16 protein-coding genes and 1 pseudogene are annotated in these 15,673 nt (G+C 50.8%); 10 read left to right on the top strand and 7 right to left on the bottom strand.

The genetic code is table 11. The annotated features are described in order from the left end of the window. Positions 1–305: 305 nt before the first annotated feature. The 6 genes from JRI95_12555 to JRI95_12530 all read left to right on the top strand — a co-directional run bounded on the left by JRI95_12555 (position 306) and on the right by JRI95_12530 (position 5,035). Positions 306–995: a DUF4129 domain-containing protein gene (locus JRI95_12555; GenBank protein MBW2062372.1), complete on the top strand. Its 690-nt coding sequence runs from the start codon at positions 306–308 to the stop codon at positions 993–995. Then, a complete protein-coding gene (locus JRI95_12550; GenBank protein MBW2062371.1) occupies positions 992–1,582 on the top strand; it encodes a hypothetical protein in 591 nt (196 codons plus the stop codon). The genes JRI95_12555 and JRI95_12550 overlap by 4 nt, the downstream gene beginning before the upstream one ends. After that, positions 1,572–2,534 (top strand): MoxR family ATPase, encoded by a 963-nt coding sequence (locus tag JRI95_12545; GenBank protein MBW2062370.1) that lies wholly within the window; start codon positions 1,572–1,574, stop codon positions 2,532–2,534. Before JRI95_12550 ends, JRI95_12545 begins: the two co-directional genes overlap by 11 nt. Positions 2,535–2,536: 2 nt before the next feature. Further along, positions 2,537–3,805: a DUF58 domain-containing protein gene (locus JRI95_12540; GenBank protein ID MBW2062369.1), complete on the top strand. Its 1,269-nt coding sequence runs from the start codon at positions 2,537–2,539 to the stop codon at positions 3,803–3,805. A 3-nt stretch (positions 3,806–3,808) separates the two neighbouring features. Continuing rightward, complete coding sequence (locus JRI95_12535; GenBank protein ID MBW2062368.1) at positions 3,809–4,312, top strand: hypothetical protein; 504 nt, start codon at positions 3,809–3,811, stop codon at positions 4,310–4,312. Positions 4,313–4,390: 78 nt separating this feature from the next. After that, positions 4,391–5,035 (top strand): hypothetical protein, encoded by a 645-nt coding sequence (locus JRI95_12530; GenBank protein MBW2062367.1) that lies wholly within the window; start codon positions 4,391–4,393, stop codon positions 5,033–5,035. Here JRI95_12530 and JRI95_12525 read toward each other — a convergent pair. The 3 genes from JRI95_12525 to JRI95_12515 form a co-directional block, all read right to left on the bottom strand. Beyond that, positions 4,989–6,155, bottom strand: a complete 1,167-nt coding sequence (locus JRI95_12525) for a radical SAM protein (GenBank protein MBW2062366.1) — start codon at positions 6,153–6,155, stop codon at positions 4,989–4,991. The genes JRI95_12530 and JRI95_12525 overlap by 47 nt on opposite strands. A gap of 12 nt (positions 6,156–6,167) precedes the next feature. Beyond that, a complete protein-coding gene (locus JRI95_12520) occupies positions 6,168–6,809 on the bottom strand; it encodes a hypothetical protein (protein MBW2062365.1) in 642 nt (213 codons plus the stop codon). 256 nt (positions 6,810–7,065) lie between these two features. Then, entirely contained in the window at positions 7,066–7,551 is a 486-nt protein-coding gene (locus JRI95_12515) for a MerR family transcriptional regulator (GenBank protein MBW2062364.1), read from the bottom strand. A gap of 526 nt (positions 7,552–8,077) precedes the next feature. Here JRI95_12515 and JRI95_12510 point away from each other — a divergent pair. The 3 genes from JRI95_12510 to JRI95_12500 all read left to right on the top strand — a co-directional run bounded on the left by JRI95_12510 (position 8,078) and on the right by JRI95_12500 (position 10,327). After that, positions 8,078–8,218 (top strand): hypothetical protein, encoded by a 141-nt coding sequence (locus JRI95_12510; protein ID MBW2062363.1) that lies wholly within the window; start codon positions 8,078–8,080, stop codon positions 8,216–8,218. 126 nt (positions 8,219–8,344) lie between these two features. Next, the gene (locus tag JRI95_12505) at positions 8,345–9,268 is read left to right on the top strand and encodes a glycine cleavage system protein H (protein MBW2062362.1); all 924 of its coding nucleotides are present in this window, start codon (positions 8,345–8,347) and stop codon (positions 9,266–9,268) included. Positions 9,269–9,472: 204 nt separating this feature from the next. Beyond that, positions 9,473–10,327: a DUF89 family protein gene (locus JRI95_12500; protein ID MBW2062361.1), complete on the top strand. Its 855-nt coding sequence runs from the start codon at positions 9,473–9,475 to the stop codon at positions 10,325–10,327. A 62-nt stretch (positions 10,328–10,389) separates the two neighbouring features. Here JRI95_12500 and ybgF read toward each other — a convergent pair whose 3' ends face one another. Genes ybgF through JRI95_12485 form a run of 3 tightly spaced genes read right to left on the bottom strand, consistent with a single transcriptional unit; the run spans position 10,390 to position 13,268 of the window. Further along, positions 10,390–11,499, bottom strand: coding sequence for a tol-pal system protein YbgF (ybgF, locus tag JRI95_12495; GenBank protein MBW2062360.1), 1,110 nt, complete (start codon positions 11,497–11,499; stop codon positions 10,390–10,392). A gap of 28 nt (positions 11,500–11,527) precedes the next feature. Beyond that, positions 11,528–12,385 (bottom strand): GNAT family N-acetyltransferase, encoded by an 858-nt coding sequence (locus JRI95_12490; protein ID MBW2062359.1) that lies wholly within the window; start codon positions 12,383–12,385, stop codon positions 11,528–11,530. Positions 12,386–12,410: 25 nt separating this feature from the next. Further along, the gene (locus tag JRI95_12485) at positions 12,411–13,268 is read right to left on the bottom strand and encodes a GNAT family N-acetyltransferase (GenBank protein ID MBW2062358.1); all 858 of its coding nucleotides are present in this window, start codon (positions 13,266–13,268) and stop codon (positions 12,411–12,413) included. 150 nt (positions 13,269–13,418) lie between these two features. Here JRI95_12485 and JRI95_12480 point away from each other — a divergent pair. Then, positions 13,419–14,904: pseudogene (locus tag JRI95_12480) on the top strand (IS1182 family transposase). Positions 14,905–15,086: 182 nt separating this feature from the next. On the opposite strand, the gene JRI95_12475 reads toward JRI95_12480, so the two are convergent. Continuing rightward, complete coding sequence (locus tag JRI95_12475; protein MBW2062357.1) at positions 15,087–15,356, bottom strand: hypothetical protein; 270 nt, start codon at positions 15,354–15,356, stop codon at positions 15,087–15,089. Between the last annotated feature and the right edge of the window lie 317 nt (positions 15,357–15,673).

Genomic DNA, 15,673 nt, shown 5'->3' with positions numbered 1-15,673 from the left:
TTTAACTTAAATAAGTTAAATTCATTTCGACCATTCGAAATGAAACGATTGACAATTGCTATTTGACGCTTATCCTGAACTGAATTACCTCATTCCCGGACAGGCACTAGTTAGGTTTTGGTGAAAGATTCCAGCTAGAAATCAAATGAGGCATGTTAATACCCAAAAGGTATAGTATCCTACTCCTTTTACTCAGTGCGGTTCTGGCCGTCATTCTCATCTCGGCCAGCCTTTCCAGCCTCGAATTTCGCCCTGGTCGTCCTTTTATTATGACGGGCGAAAGATCAGAGGCAGAGGAGACGCCTTTGCCTCGCCTATTCCTGTTTGCCGTTTTTAGGGCGGTTTTCTTTATTTTGGGAATCCTTATACCGATCTTTTTTGTCTTCGGACTCGGCTCCCGGACCGTAAGGCAGCAGAAATACATGTTCCTGGGGACGGTGCTGGGCGTCTTATTACTGGTGTATGCCTTGCCTCAGGGGCTTTACAGGCTGCATGGCCTGCTGGATGGGGCCTTGATGGCCCCGAGAACAGACCTGTCTTTTGTCTCCGCTGAAGAATACATCCCCAACCCACCCGGCTGGCTTGTCTACGCGGTCAGTTTCGGTTTGAGCGCCCTGATACTGGGAGTCATCATGATCCTCTGGCGTCGCCTGCCTCGCCGCACGGGTCCTCTTGAGCTTGTGGCCCGTGAAGCTCAAAAGACGCTCAAGAGGCTGCGAGCCGGAACTAATCTGCACGAAGGGGTGATGAGCTGCTATTTCGAGATGGTACAGGTACTGAGAGAGCGGCGTGGTTTACAGCGTCATCAGGCCATGACTCCGAGGGAATTCGAGCGCTACCTGGAGGAAGCGGGCCTTCCGGGGGTTTACATCGGGCGACTGACCCGGCTTTTTGAAATGGTCCGCTACGGGTCCAAGAATCTCGGGGAACCCGAGAAACATGAAGCCATAGATTGCCTGACGGCCATTATTCGCGCCTGTGAGGGGGCGTTATGAAGAGGCTTTTTTCACCCGTCTGCCTGGCGCTGATCATTGTGCTCCTGGCCCTGCTGCTCAAGGACTTTGTGCGTCAGGGAATTATAATACCGTTTTTAAAGCTGTTTTGGAGTATAAGCAGCCTGCCTCAGGATGTTTTCTGGTTTTTTTTCCTGGGCATGGCGGCGGTTATTACGTGGAGGAGTTTGAACCGATGGCGGCTGCCCAGGCTTGAAGTGCATGGACCCAGGATGAGCCAGCCAGGGCCGATAAAGAATCTAACCAGCCTGGTTGAGCGGGCGCGTCACGGGGTTTACTCCAAGGAACGCCTGGCGCGGTATCTGGGAGAGCTGGCCATTGATATTTTGGCCTCCCGTGAACGCCTGGGGGTGGAGGTTATGAAAAAGCGGTTAAAGTCCGGCGCCTTAGACGTGCCGCCCGATATCCGGGCTTATTTCCAGGCCGGGCTGACCTGGGATTCATCTTATTTTCGGAAAGGGACCAGGAAGATGCTTCGATCACAGACTCAAACCACTCCCCTTGACCTCGATCCCGAGATAGTGGTGGAGTTTTTAGAGGACCTGCTGGGAGTTGATCATGGCGTTTGAGGTCACCGATGTATCCGCCTTAAGCAGCCGGATAATCGCGGAGGTGGAGCGGGCCGTGGTTGGCAAGACTTTCCTTTTGCAAACGATCATGGCGTCCGTGCTGGCTGGCGGCCATATCCTGCTGGAAGATTACCCCGGACTGGCCAAGACGCTGATTGCTAAAAGCTTCGCCACCGTCCTTGGTCTGGATTTCAAACGCATTCAGTTCACCCCGGACCTCCTCCCGGGTGATATCACCGGCGGCTATATTTACGACCGGGCCCACAACCGTTTCGAGCTTCGTAAGGGGCCGGTCTTTGCCAACATTATCCTGGCCGATGAGATCAATCGGGCCTCGCCCAAGACTCAGTCAGCCTTACTGGAGGCAATGCAGGAAGGCCAGGTCACCTTTGAGGGCGAGACCATGAAGCTTCCTGAACCCTTCATTGTCATGGCGACTCAAAACCCGATTGAGTATGAAGGGACCTTTCCCCTGCCTGAGGCTCAGCTTGACCGTTTCCTTATGAAGCTTTCCGTGGGCTATCCCTCGTCCGAGGAGGAACAGGAAATATTAAGACGCCGTAAGAGCCGACAGCAAGATGAGATCGAACTGGATCGGATAACCAACCGACGTCAGATCCTGGACATGCGGCAGGCCGTGGAGGAGGTCTATATTGATCCGGATATTGAACGGTACATTGTGGACCTGGTGAGTGAAACGCGACGGGAGACGAGGGTGAATGTCGGGGCGAGTCCCAGGGGGTCCCTGGCGCTTCTCAAACTGTCCATGGCCCGCGCTGCCCTTGAAGGCCGGGACTATGTGCTCCCCGATGACGTCAAGGGCTTTGCTATCCCGGCGCTCATTCATCGCCTCATCCTGGTCCCTGACCTATGGATGAAAATTGACGCGGCGTGCGACGTCATCGAAAGCGTGCTCAACTATGTTTCGGTGCCGGTCATTGAGGGAGTTTAAGGGTGAATCGGCTCTTTTTATTGGGGTTCCTTCTTTACGGGCTTTTTCTTTGGGGCCTGCTGACCCAGGCCGGGGAACTGCTGGCCCTGATGGTGCCTTTCCTGGTTTACCTGGGAATCGGTCCTCTTTTTGGCCCGGAAAGGATTTGGCTCAGGATCTCAAGGACCTTCAGCGCCGACCGTGTCTCCCAGGACGACCCCGTTAAGGTGGAACTGCAAGTCACCAATGAAGGCCACCGTCTGGAAGAGGTCTTTCTTCAAGACCTGGTCCCAGCGCCGCTTGAGCTGATTGACGGGGCAACCAGCCTGCTCACCTCGCTTGAGGCCGGTGAAACTCTGGATTGGGATTATACCTTGCATTCCAGGCGAGGGTCTTACTGGTTTCAGGGGGTGAGGGCCAGGGCCGGTGATCATACTGGCCTTAACTACAAAGAGGAGTTCTTTGAGGTTGAAGGCCGGCTCATGGTTCTGCCTCATGCCGTCAAACCGAAGCGGGTGGCGATTCGGCCGCGGCGGACCAGGGTTTACTCCGGTTTCATCCCGGCTCGCCTGGGCGGTCCCGGGGTGGAGTTTTTCGGGGTCAGGGAATCGCAGCCCGGTGATCCCCCGCACACCATCAACTGGAAAGCCACGGCTCGCCATCCCAGGTCGTTATTTACCAATGAGTTTGAGCAGGAGCGGGTTGCGGATGTGGGGCTTATCCTGGACGCGCGCCAGCGAACCTACTTCAGGTTGAAGGAAGAGTCGCTTTTTGAGTATGCCGTTTCAGCCACCGCTGCCTTGGCCGAGGCCTTTTTAAGCGATGGCAACCGCGTCGGGATGCTTGTCTACGGCCGTGTCGTGGATTGGACTATCCCCGGATATGGCAAGGTCCAGCGGGAGCGCATCCTACAGGCCCTGACCAAGGCTGAACCCGGGAAGAGTGAAGTCTTTAACAAGCTGGACAATCTTCCGACTCGTCTCTTTCCTTCTCATTCTCAACTTATCTTTATCAGCCCGCTTCTTAAGGGAGACTTACAGACCCTGTTCCGGCTCCGGGCGCGGGGATATCAAATCCTGGTCGTTAGCCCTGACCCAATTTCTTTTGAAGAAAAAGAGCTGAAGTTTCATCCGGATTTCGAGATCGGGAAACGCATCGCCTTCCTGGAAAGAGAGGTGGTGCTCCGTGAGTTGCAAAAGGCGGGTGTGCGCATCCTGGACTGGCATGTAAACACGCCTATCCACCATGCGGTCAATGCTTCCTTGAGGCGACCGCCATATATATACCGGTGAAAGATGGCCCTCTGCCGCAATGTCTTTTTTGTCTGCACGGTCCTGGCGGCCGGGGTGCTGGCCATTGCTTACGCCTCAAAGGGTTTGTGGGCCTGGGGGTTTGTGATCGCGGCTTTCGGGTTGTTCTGGCTTTACAGCCAGAGACTCCAGTGGGGCTGGATCGCTTCCTTCGGCCTGACCTTCTTCGTTGCGGTGGCAGCACGCGGCGCGTTTCTGGGTATACCGTTCGCGTGGCTGCTAATCAGCGTCGTCGCGGCGCTCCTGGCCTGGGACCTGGATTTTTTCCTTCACCGGTTGAAAAAAGCGGGGCGCGTCGAAAAGGAGTATGATTTACAGTGGCGTCACCTCAAAAGGCTGATGATCATCGCCAGCCTGGGCCTCATACTTGGCAGTGCGCATCTCGCTATCAAGCTGAACCTTCATCTGGGCTGGGTCCTGCTACTGGGCCTGATTTCACTTTTCGGTCTGAGCCGCCTGATCGCCCTCTTAGGCCGCGAAAGCGATTGAAGAGGTTTTTTTACCTGATTGAAAAATGGATAATTATTCTGCAAGCAAGGAAGCGGGAGGACTTGAGGAAAGGCAAGAATGGAGGTGATTTATAAAACAGGATCAGGAAATCAATATCCAGTAGAGGTATTATTCCATGTAATTCAGACTAGTGAAATACCTTATAATCGGGAGCTTACTATCGCAGCGTGTCGAAATGGATGCCGGTTGTATGGCCGGAATGGAGGATGCCCTCCTTTTGCCCCCGATTTTCGTAAAATTAGCCTAAAGCGCCACATGGCTCTGGTTATTTTAGCAAAGCTAAGGACTGAACATTATCCCATTCGAGTGCTTCAAGGGCCTTATTATGTTCGTTGGGTTTTCATAGAATCAACAATAACCCGATTACTGGATAAATTAGGCAGAGAGACAGCTAGAACGTTTTCGACCATATTTCTTGGCTCTGGACACTGCTTGGGTTGTAAGAATAAAAAGTGCACGTTCAAATCAGGAACGCAAAAGTGTGTTAACCCCACCGAACGTATTTTTTCTATGGAAGCTACAGGAATAATCGTTACAGACTTAGTGGAGCAGCTTTTTGGATTTCCCCTTCACTGGTGGCGGCCGGATGAACCATCCCATGTGCCTCCTTACATGTGTAAGGTGGTTTGCTTGCTGTCCAGAGATCGTAATCAGGTTAACGAGATGCGATCAGCGGTAGAGGCCTATCTGACTCAATTATAGGCGATGGGGTAGCCTTAGACTCTGCGATGACTTGATATTTGTCAATCGCTTTTTCTTCCTTCCGGGTTCCGTCTTTCAACTGTTTTGGGCAGCTAGGGTCAGGCCCTACATACAGGTCGCCATAAGTTATCACTCTCTGTGCTGCACAACGACCATGGCACCACTTGAGGTTTGAGCACCCTTGGCACATACCACTTAATTTATGATAATCGAACTCACGTAAGCTCTTGAATCCCTCTCGCCAGATTGTAGAGAGGTTTTCATTGTATATATTTCCAGCTATAAAATCAGGGGAGTTCTTGAATCCTGGGCAAGGAACCACGTCTCCGCTAGAGGCTATCAAGCATGTACAACGCCCTGCCTTACAAGGATGTGGCTTCAGGCCTTCCTCGTATAGAGAAAGAAAATCCATCGGGCAACCGACACGCACATTTAGATTGGGATACTGCTTTTTCCCTTGAACAACAAGCTTTAAAAAGCTGTCAAATTTCTCAAGCGTCATCTCCAACATTGAACGGTTTTTCAAGCCTCTTCCCTGTGGCACAAACCTCAAAAGCGCCAGTTCATCTACCCTGAGCGACCAGCAAATATCCATCAAAGCGTCTATTTCCTGGTAATTGGGGGCCATAGGCACAAAATGTACACCCGTCCATAAGCCTGCTGCCTTTATGTTGCTGATATCGCTTAAAACTAATGTGTGGGCGCCGCTAGCCCCAACAATGCTGTCGTGAGTTTGAGAAGTGGCCCCTTGGAGGCTAAAGATAATCCGGGAGACACCCGCAGCCTTTAACTTGTTTGCCTTCCCAGAACTGATTCCAATTAAACCACGATCATCTGCGGAAACTATACCACTGGTATATAAACGGACCTCCAAATCCAGGGTTGCAGCGTATTGAAGTAATTCGAAAAGATGTGGATAAAGGAGAGGTTCGCCTCCAGAAATTTCGAGGATATGACCTCCAAGCGCTTTAAATTCTTTGACTACACTTTTAGCCACAGAAATAGGCATATGCTCAGCAGGTCCAGTGCCTTCCTTCACGCTAATGGTAGAGCAGTGCATACATGCCATAGGGCATAAATTTGTTACTTCCAGACAGAGTTCTTTAAGGGTAGGAGCCATTTTAATTTTTTATTAGGAGATACCTTTTATTAAATATCTTAAGAATAACAATATGATCCCAACCACGGCTGAAATAAGTAATCCCCATTGAAACCTAACATTCGTTTCTAGGCTTTTAAGTCGGTCCTCCAATTCAAAAGGAGAAACTGACTTGCCCATTACTCTATTCATAATTTCCGATGATATGTGTCGCTGATATTGATTACCACCTTTATATGGCTCAGTTTCTTTGTCAAGCTTTGCGAAAAATATAACAAATATTTTTTCATCTTTCCGAAGAATAATTTCACTTGGTCCGGCGTTGTAAACAGAAAAAGTGAGATGACCCTCCCACCCCGGATCAACATGGAACCCAGATATGTTTACCAGACCCGACCATTTGTATTTGCTTTTTATGGAAATAAATCCCATTAAATTGGTTGGTATTTTGACCTTTTCCTTCGTCAAAAGTATAGCAAAGTTCCCTGGTTTTATTTTTATATCAGGTTTCTCTGCTCCAAGGATTACTAGCTCCTTTTCTCCACTTAGGAAAGCTTCACCACCTAACCTTAATTCAACAGATGAAGGCTGCCAAGCCTTTTCGTCAGGCACAAAGGCCGGATCGAATATTTGATGAGAGCGGTCTTGGATAGATTTTGCTGATAAAAAGCTCATCACCCAGGGCTCGCAGGAATTAAGCCTACCTCTTTAGCAACAAACCATGAGACTGTGAGAAATATGATAAGACACCCAAAAATCACCAATAAGTAAGAACACTTATTGATATAGTCTGAAAAGCGAGGTAACTGGAGCTGCTTTTTTTGTTCCCGTTCGGCTAGGTATAAGATTAGAAGGGGGACAAATCCTAGCATTACTAAAAGACCCACACCAATCATTATACCGCCAATAATTACTTCTGGCCAGAATTGGCTCAAGACGACAAACCTTTCTTCTTCAAAGAAGCCCTAAGGCCCTTTGCCGCTCGCCCCAAATGCCTCTCACGAGAAGGCTTAACCGGAATAAACTCGTATATTTTTGCCTCCTCAGGCTCCAGGGGAAAAAGAAGACACTGCCCATCCTCAACATCATACGTCATGCCCTCATGCTTCACGAAGATTTTTTTGTCTTTATAGGTAACGGGTGCAGTCAGCAATCGTGGCTCTTCCAGTTCTGGGAATTCCTTGCGCAACTTATTGAGAATTACCCTGAGGCGATGAGTGCTTACCTCGTTCTCTTGAAGTTTAAGGATATCCTTGAGAGAGCGCAGGTCCTGATAAGAATAGAGGTACCCCCTCCCTCTCCCCTTACTTCTTCCTCCAGAAGGTGTAATTAGCTTTTTGGCACGCCAGTAAGCAAGCCTTTGCTTACTAATACCAAGGATCTTCTTAATATCTTTGGAGGTATACCATTTATCCATTATGTGGCATATGTTACAATTATAATAACTATTAAGTCAAGAAAAATTATTTTTTGACTAAATAAAACTATTTTTTTCTAGCCCAATTGGCTTGCCCTTCAATTAATATCCTTCAGGTTCACTTAAATTCATTATTATTGGAACAAATACACTGAGGTGGGGAATAGTGAAAGAAATAATGGCTCGATCTAATTTAACTTTTTTGAAATTAATCGTTGAAATTCTCAGCATAGGTGTAAAGAAAATCAACATATAACTTAACACCCTGTAATTATTTAAATAAATTTAACCTTCCCGGTTGTTTTCTCCGTTCACTGTTGAAATCATAAATATCCTCCCGCTATTAAATGCACCTTAAATTTAGACATTCTGAGAAGAATGTTTAAATCAGTGCGCTAAGTTCTTCCCGTAATTACAGGCAGTTGCAAGAGAACAAAACAAACTGTTCCTTGATCTGGCCTGTCCTGGCACCCCCCTTGCTCTATGAGGATGGTAACAAGGAATAAAAACCAGGGAGGGTGAAGCGATGAAAAATCAAAGGATTCAAAAATGGATGAGGGGCGGCAGTAATCTTTATCGTCTCACAAATGGGGCTGAGGTCAAAAATCAGGACCGGAGCATCGTTTTATGCGGCCAGTCCTGGATCATCAGGCCAATGGCTGATTGAGTCTTTTGCCTGCGCTCACTTCCCTCGTGTTCGAGCACCGGGGGTTGAGCCTGGCAGGCCTTGAAAGATCATTGAGAACAAATGAAGAACATACAAGATTTGGTAAAAAATAAAGGAGGAAATAAGATGGTAAAAGCATTAAAAACCAGGCAGCGGGCCGTGGAGGAAGGATGCCTCTGGATGAAGGCCGGAGTGGCGAACTACAAGCTTTGCAACAACTATTTTGACTGCACCACCTGCAAGTATGATGAGGCCATGCGCAAGACGGCCGAAGAGAATCGGCGCATTCGTGCGGCAGGCGGGACCCCCGCGGGCAAGAAGGCCAGGATTGTTTCCTGGCAGGAGGCCATGCGGCTCAAGCCGGCCAATCAGCGGCTCTGCCGTCACACCTTGACCGGCCGTGTCGGTTATCGGATCTGCGCTTACGACTATGAGTGCAGCGCCTGCGATTTCGACCAGTTCTTTGAGGACGAGTGGGAGATTTCTGTCCCCATTCATCTGGTGGATGCCCCGCGAATTCGGGGGTACAAGGTCCCGGAAGGATTTTATTATCATGATGGTCATGCCTGGGCCAAGATTGAAAACGCGGGCAAGGTTCGCATCGGGCTGGATGATTTTGGCCTGAAGCTCGTTGGTCCGCTGGAAAAACTGGAGCTTCCTCACGTCGGCTACGAGATCACCAGGAACGCCGCCTCCTGGAGCTTGTATCGTGACAACAATGAGGCCAAAATAATGGCCCCGATTGATGGGATCGTCCTGGCGGTCAATCCCAAGATTCGCCAGCGTCCGGACATATCCTACGACCAGCCTTATGAGGACGGCTGGGTCATGGTCGTGCAGGCGACGAGCCTGAAGAATAACGTCAGGGAGCTCCATTTCGGCGAAGACGCTCAGGGTTTCATCGAAACCGAAAGCGACAGGCTGTTCAAGATGGTTGAAACCGAGGTTGGGCCCCTGCCTGCAGACGGTGGCGAAATCGTGGCCGATGTATACGGTAACCTGCCGCGCTTGGGCTGGGATAACCTCACCAGAACCTTCTTCCGCTCCTAACCTCTGATCTCCGAAAAGATAAAGCCCTCAGGCCACGCTCAGCCCGGGGGCTTTGTTTTTTTCCGGGGGAACCCTTTTTTTTAGAACAGACCCCCTCCTGAAAAAGTCAACAGTTTGTGAACAGGCTTTTATTATTCTGTTTTTACAGGGGCTTGAAATGTTGTATAAGGAAGAAGGATTAAGATTATAAAAAGGAGATTTCAGGTGAAGGCCAAACCCGACTGCATTGCCTGCATGTTCAAGCAGGCCTTAAATACGACGCGATTTGTGACGGACGATCCTGAAGTTCAGCGGCAGGTCCTGTTCAAGGTGGCCGAGGCAGTCGTACGAATGTCCCTGGATACCAACCCGGCCATCCTGTCCCGGCCGGCCTATGACGCCGTGTACGAGGTCACCGGGATTCGGGATCCATACAAGCAGGCCAAGGCCGAGACAAACCGGGAAGCCCTGGCGCTGGAGTCAAAATTTCAGGAGATGATTGATCAATCCGATGATCCGCTTGAGACAGGTCTGCACCTGGCTGCGGCCGGGAACATCATTGATTTTGGCATCGGCCACCAGTTTGAGCTCATGCCAGACATCCTGGCCATCCTTGAGCGCGGCTTCGCCATCAGTGCTTATGAAGAATTCAAGAAAGAGCTTGTGCCTGGCCGGAGTCTTCTTTATCTGGGCGACAATGCCGGTGAAATCGTGCTTGACCGCCTGTTTATCGAGGTGCTCAAGGAAACCGGGGTTGACATTGTTTTCAGCGTTAAGTCCGGCCCGATTATCAATGACGCCACCATGGAGGACGCTGAGGTTTCAGGCATGACCTCGTTGGTCAAGGTCATCGAAACCGGAAGTGACGATATTGGCGTGAACTGGGACCGGGCTTCAAGCGAGTTCATTCAGACCTTTAAGTCCGCCGCCGTGATCCTCAGCAAGGGGCAAGGGAATTTCGAGACCTGCGCCTCCCGCAAGGAAAACATCTACTTTCTTCTGAAGGCCAAGTGTGAAGCCGTGGCCCGGGAGCTTGGCGTAAAGGAAGGGGATATCGTTTTCAAGCACAATCGAGGTTAAAATATCTCAGCCTGCGGCGCTGGAAGCAGCCGCAGGCCTGAATAAATTTCTGGGAGGGGGCATCAATGCACCGCGAGGTAGGTCTTCAGGACCTCGGCGATATCGAGAAAGCCTTTTCTTCTAGCCAGCCGCAGCGGGGTTTCGCCGGTGGCGGGGTGGGCTGAGATGTTTGGGTCCGCTCCTTTTTCGAGAAGCAGCTTCACCATTTCAAGGTGGTTGTATCTGACTGCCTGAAGCAGAGGGGTAAAGGCATAACGGTCAGACCATTCCCTGCGTCTGATATATCTGCCCGCATCTATTTTTGCCCCATTAGCGAGAAGCAGTTCCACCATCTCGATATTGTTGTGCCTGACAGCTTCATGGAGAGGCGTATAAATAAAGACGTAACTTCTGCTGTCCGCATCCGCGTCCGCCCCCTGAGCCAGGAGCAGGCTGGCCATGTGAGGCCGGTTATAGGCAGCCGTCTTGTGCAGGGGCGTGTTCCCCTCCCTGTCCCTGAACTCAACGACATAAGGATATTTTGCCAGGATGGTTTTAAATGTAGCCAGGTCCGCCTGCGTGATAGCCTCCATGATATCCGACATCCCGGCCGCGCCTCTGACCTGTCTTTTAGATACCTGACCCGATGATTTCTTTTTAGGCGTCAATGGGACCACCTTTTCCCCGAGCACGGCCCTGGCCGCCCTGATTTCAGGCAGGACCGTATTTGTGTCTTTTTTATTTTTTGGTTCGAGTCCCAGGCTTTGCCTGGCCTTTTCGGCTGCTTGAGAGTCAGGGTAGCGGGCGATCACGTTTTTAAATCCGGCTGTTGCCGCTTCCTGTTTGCCGAGCCGGGAAAGGCTATAGGCCCGCATCAGCAGAGCATCCGGAGTCCTGGGCCATGACGGGGATATCTGCGCCGCCCATTCAAATTCTTTCATAGCCCGCTGATACAGCTTTTGGGCGAAGTAGCATTTACCTAACCAGTATACGGCGTCAGGGATCAGGCGGTGGTCGGGATATTGCAAGGTCAAACGGCTGAAGGCCTGGGCCGCCTGATCATAGTTTTCTTCCAGATATAGAACCCGTCCCTGCTGGTAGGTTTCTTCAAAGCCGGCCGTCGCGAGCCGGGCTGAAAGCAAAATCATGGCCACCGCCATAATCAGGGACAGGCCAGACGGTTTCCTGGTCATCTCTTCTCCTCTTTGCCTTGATCTCCCCTCAATAGCTTGCGGATGGAAAATAGCAGCCTTTGGGATCCAGGTACCGGCCCATGGCCATGAGCGTCATCGGTTTGACCACGCGCAAGCCCTCGCTCAGGCACCAGCGAAAAAAGCCGTTCAGCCGCATCGGTGCGATAAAGCGGAGCGGTTGGGGTCGCGACGCCTCAACGCCCAGGAGCAGTCCTTTCATGTCTGCCTCGGTTTCAGCCACACCGTGACCCCAAAGAGCCACGCCGGAGGTATAGGCCTTGATACAGCCTTGGCGTAAAAGAACGAAGGCCGATGAAAGATTCAAGGCGTCTTGTAATTCATTGGTGCGCGCAAACCCATGCACCTTCAGGCAGAGGGCCTCGCATTCATCCAGGTCTCCTTTCTCAAGGGGTCTTACTTTGACCTCTTCCAGCGGTAAGGACCTGAGCCTGCCTTCCACCAGGGCCAGGGGCTCTTTGACCTCAAAACCAAGGGAGACGTATAGCGAAAAGGACATGAGGTTGAACGCATCCTGGACCAGGCGTATCCCGGCCGCTTTTTCACCATGCTGAAGCGCGGCTTCCACTAGCTTTCGGCCAATGCCTCGCGCCTGAACCTTCGGTTCGACGCTCACCGGCCCGAGGCCGTATATTTGATCGCGCTTGTCAATGAAGCATGAGCCCACCACCCGCCCGCTGCGTTCGGCGACAGCCCCAAAGCTCGCAGGATGACTGACGCAGACTATGACGACTCGCATCGCGTGTTCCAGGGTGGGAAGGTCCGAGGGAAACTGATGGCGGCGGGCAATGCTTTTAAAAGCTTCATACATGACACGGGCGCAAGACTCAGCGTCCGATATGACCGCAGGACGAATTTTTACCTTCACCTGAACCCCTTTACCAAAATGGCCGTCAGTATCTGACGGAGATGAAAAAGCATCCTTCTGGTTCCTGGTACCTGCCGACCGTCATAAGAGTTAACGGGTCCACGACCCGCAGCCCCTGATTCAAGCACCACCTTAAGAAGTCTGCCTGCCGCGCCGGGACAAGAAGTGAAATCGGTCTTTTGTACCTGGCTTGCGCGAACAAGAGGACGGCCTGAAGGTCCTCATCGGTTTCAGCCACACCATGTCCCTGGCGAGAGACTGAGGAAGCATAAGCCGTGATACGACCATCACGCACGGCCGCCAAAGCGGTGCTTTCTCTGACCGCATCCCGCAGCTCATTAGTGCGGGGAATCCCGTGCACCTTATGGCACAGAGCGTCACACGCCTGAAGGCCTTCCCGCCGTAAGGGAAGGACTTTTATTTTTTTTAAGGCTCGACCCTTGAGCCGGCCTTTCAACCCGACAATCGGTTCCCTGACCTTAAAGCCGAGTGAAGTATAAAGGGATATGGAGGCGGTATTGAAGGCGTCCTGCGTCAGGCGCATGCCAGCGGCACCGGAACATCGCTCCAGCATGGCTTCCATGAGGCGACGGCCGACCCCGCTCTTCTGGAATCGCGGATCAATGCTGACCGGCCCGATCCCGCGGATCAAGTCACGTTCATCCACAAAGCATGAGCCGACCACCTGGCCGTCAACTTCAGCCACAAGGCCGCACCAGGACGGATGCCTGAAGTAGAACTCAAGCGACTGGCAGGCCTTTTCGGTTGAGGAAAAGGGAGGGGGGAAATGATGGCGCTCAAAGACGTCTTTGAAGGCTTCAAATAAAATACGGCCGCAAGGTTCAATGTCCTGCCTCGTTTCAGGCCGAATTTTCACAAGCATCTGTCTGCCTTAAAAACGTTTTTATTCGGTTCAAGATATGACATCTTTGCGCTGGTTCCCAGGCTCTGAGGCTGTGAAAGAATTCCAATTAATGCTATAGTGTTTCAACCCAATCGAGTAAATTCACTATCCAAGGTTAAATCAAAAAAAATGCCTGATCGTCATTATAAGAGCGGAACTCCACGAGAGCAAAGGCTTCCTTTTACCTCCTAGCGTGGAAGATTATGTATCTCCCACCAATCCGGTACGGGCTATTGACGCCTATGTTGATAGTCTGGATTTAATGGAACTGGGTTTTATCAATAGTGAAGGTGGTCTAAGCAAGGGTCAACCGGCCTATTCCCCATCGGATTTACTGAAGCTTTACTTATATGGCTATCTGAATCGAGTCCGCAGCAGCCGCCGTTTAGAGCAAGAGACCTATCGCAACCTGGAGGTTATCTGGCTTTTAAAAGGTCTCCATCCATGTTATAAGACCATCGCCGATTTCCGCAAAAATAACCTTTCCGCGCTTCGGTCTGTCAACAAGGATTTTGTTTTACTGTGTAAAGAACTGGAATTATACGGGGGAGAACTGGTAGGGATAGACGGCTCCTTTTTTAATGGTAATGCAAGCAAGGGGAGTATCCAGACCCAAAGTAAGCTAAAAAAGCAGCTTGAGAGAATAGAGTCTGATATCGCCTTGTACCTTGAAGAGATCGAAGCCGCTGATGACGAGATTGAAGTTCAATCTTTGGAGGATGCCCATTTACAGGACAAGTTAGATAAGCTCCGGGAGCGTCAGAAAAGCTGTCAGGATAAGTTGAACGACTTGAAAGTAAGCGGCCAAACTCAGTTGTCGTCCACCGATTCTGACGCGCGTTTACTGAGCAAACGAGGTCAAAAGACAGCCGGTTACAATGTTCAATATGCGGTCGATGATAAACACAAGCTGTTGGTGGTTTGTGACGTAGTCAATGATGGGAACGATACCCAGCAACTGTTTCCCATGTCCCAAAAAGCCAAGGAGATATTAGTCACGGAAAATCTGGAAGTGGCTGCGGACAGTGGATATTATAACCAGGCTCAGCTGAAAGATTGCCAGGAAGAAGGCATCACACCGTATGTGGCTATCCCCGACTACAGCGGGCCTGCCCGTAAGACAGGGCGGTATGAACGCAAAGACTTTCGATTTGATGAAGAGCGGGATGTATATCAATGCCCGGCGGGCCAGGATCTGGAACGGCAATCCCGCCAGGTCAAGGCCGGCAAGACGATGATTAAATATGCAAGTAAATCAAGTGGTTGCGGACAGTGCCCGCTTAGGACAAAGTGTTTACCAGAGAAAACGCCCTACCGCCAGATCTATCGCTATGAGCATGAGGAGGTGGTCGAGGCCCACCGTAAGCGAATGGACCAAAAAGGCAAGGAGTATATGAAGAAACGCGCCTCTTTGGCCGAGCACCCTTTCGGAACCTTAAAACTTTGGTTGGGTTGGACGCATTTCTTGATGAGAGGTCTGGATAAAGTAAGAGCAGAGATGGATTTGTTGATGTTGAGCTACAATTTCAAACGGGTGCTAAATATCATCGGGATAGAAGCTTTTCGGGAGTATTGCCTCCAGAGGAGGCAAAAACATGCCTTTTTATCTTTTTAACCCGATTGATCGCCTTGATCCGCGCTCTAATGAAGCGACTGAAGCGACTGAATGGAAACAGGCGTACAAAAGCTCCAGATCTACGAATTTTTGCTTACCACACCACAGGCCTCAAGGCTAATTGTTTCTGAGCTAAGTAATTCTTTCACAGCCTCTCTGCCAGGGAACGAGGGGAAAGCATTCTAGACATTCTTCTTTTTTAAAGACGGAGAACCGTCGGCCGCCAGGCCCAGGACCGCCCGGACCTTGCCTTGCCGGTCATAAAGCTCGAGGGAGGGATCGCCTTCGGCGTTCAATCGCAGGGTCATGCGTTCCTTACCGTCAGGCCCATAGAGGGTCAAGCTGGGTTCACCCTGCAGAAATCCCAGGACGGCCCGCTTGTTGCCCGCTTCATCCACGATCATGAATTTCTCGGCCATGCTGACCTTGGGCATATCATCCATATCATCCATAATCACCATCCCCTGGCAGGTTTTTTGTAAGGCGGCGTTTCAGCCTGCAGCCCCGCTCTCGCATCCGCACAACATATCGTTCAGATGGAGACCTCATCAGGCTGCCCGGCCCTTATGTCTTACATATTAACGAAGGACAGGTCCATAGTCACAGGGTATATAGAGTATCGGCAATTTGTCAAATAGTCAACCGGTCCGTTGGCCCCAAAATCCGCGATTACAATTGACAGAAGTACCTTGCAGTAGTTTTGGGGGCGATTTAGAGCCTTTTCAAGATATGTTTTTGTATAGCAGCACGATGAAGCCGCCTTAATTGA

This window comes from Deltaproteobacteria bacterium, from assembly GCA_019308995.1.
In the GTDB taxonomy this organism is placed as follows: Bacteria; Desulfobacterota; Desulfarculia; order Adiutricales; family JAFDHD01; genus JAFDHD01.
This window is presented reverse-complemented; position numbering and strand designations above follow the sequence as displayed.

Bases quoted from the DNA above. Each gene is read 5' to 3' on its own strand.
- JRI95_12550 (MBW2062371.1), top strand. From the start codon at position 992: ATGAAGAGGCTTTTTTCACCCGTCTGCCTGGCGCTGATCATTGTGCTC.
- JRI95_12545 (MBW2062370.1), top strand. From the start codon at position 1,572: ATGGCGTTTGAGGTCACCGATGTATCCGCCTTAAGCAGCCGGATAATC.
- JRI95_12535 (MBW2062368.1), top strand. From the start codon at position 3,809: ATGGCCCTCTGCCGCAATGTCTTTTTTGTCTGCACGGTCCTGGCGGCC.
- JRI95_12530 (MBW2062367.1), top strand. From the start codon at position 4,391: ATGGAGGTGATTTATAAAACAGGATCAGGAAATCAATATCCAGTAGAG.
- JRI95_12525 (MBW2062366.1), bottom strand. From the start codon at position 6,155: ATGGCTCCTACCCTTAAAGAACTCTGTCTGGAAGTAACAAATTTATGC.
- JRI95_12520 (MBW2062365.1), bottom strand. From the start codon at position 6,809: ATGAGCTTTTTATCAGCAAAATCTATCCAAGACCGCTCTCATCAAATA.
- JRI95_12515 (MBW2062364.1), bottom strand. From the start codon at position 7,551: ATGGATAAATGGTATACCTCCAAAGATATTAAGAAGATCCTTGGTATT.
- JRI95_12510 (MBW2062363.1), top strand. From the start codon at position 8,078: ATGAAAAATCAAAGGATTCAAAAATGGATGAGGGGCGGCAGTAATCTT.
- JRI95_12505 (MBW2062362.1), top strand. From the start codon at position 8,345: ATGGTAAAAGCATTAAAAACCAGGCAGCGGGCCGTGGAGGAAGGATGC.
- ybgF (MBW2062360.1), bottom strand. From the start codon at position 11,499: ATGACCAGGAAACCGTCTGGCCTGTCCCTGATTATGGCGGTGGCCATG.
- JRI95_12485 (MBW2062358.1), bottom strand. From the start codon at position 13,268: ATGCTTGTGAAAATTCGGCCTGAAACGAGGCAGGACATTGAACCTTGC.
- JRI95_12475 (MBW2062357.1), bottom strand. From the start codon at position 15,356: ATGGATGATATGGATGATATGCCCAAGGTCAGCATGGCCGAGAAATTC.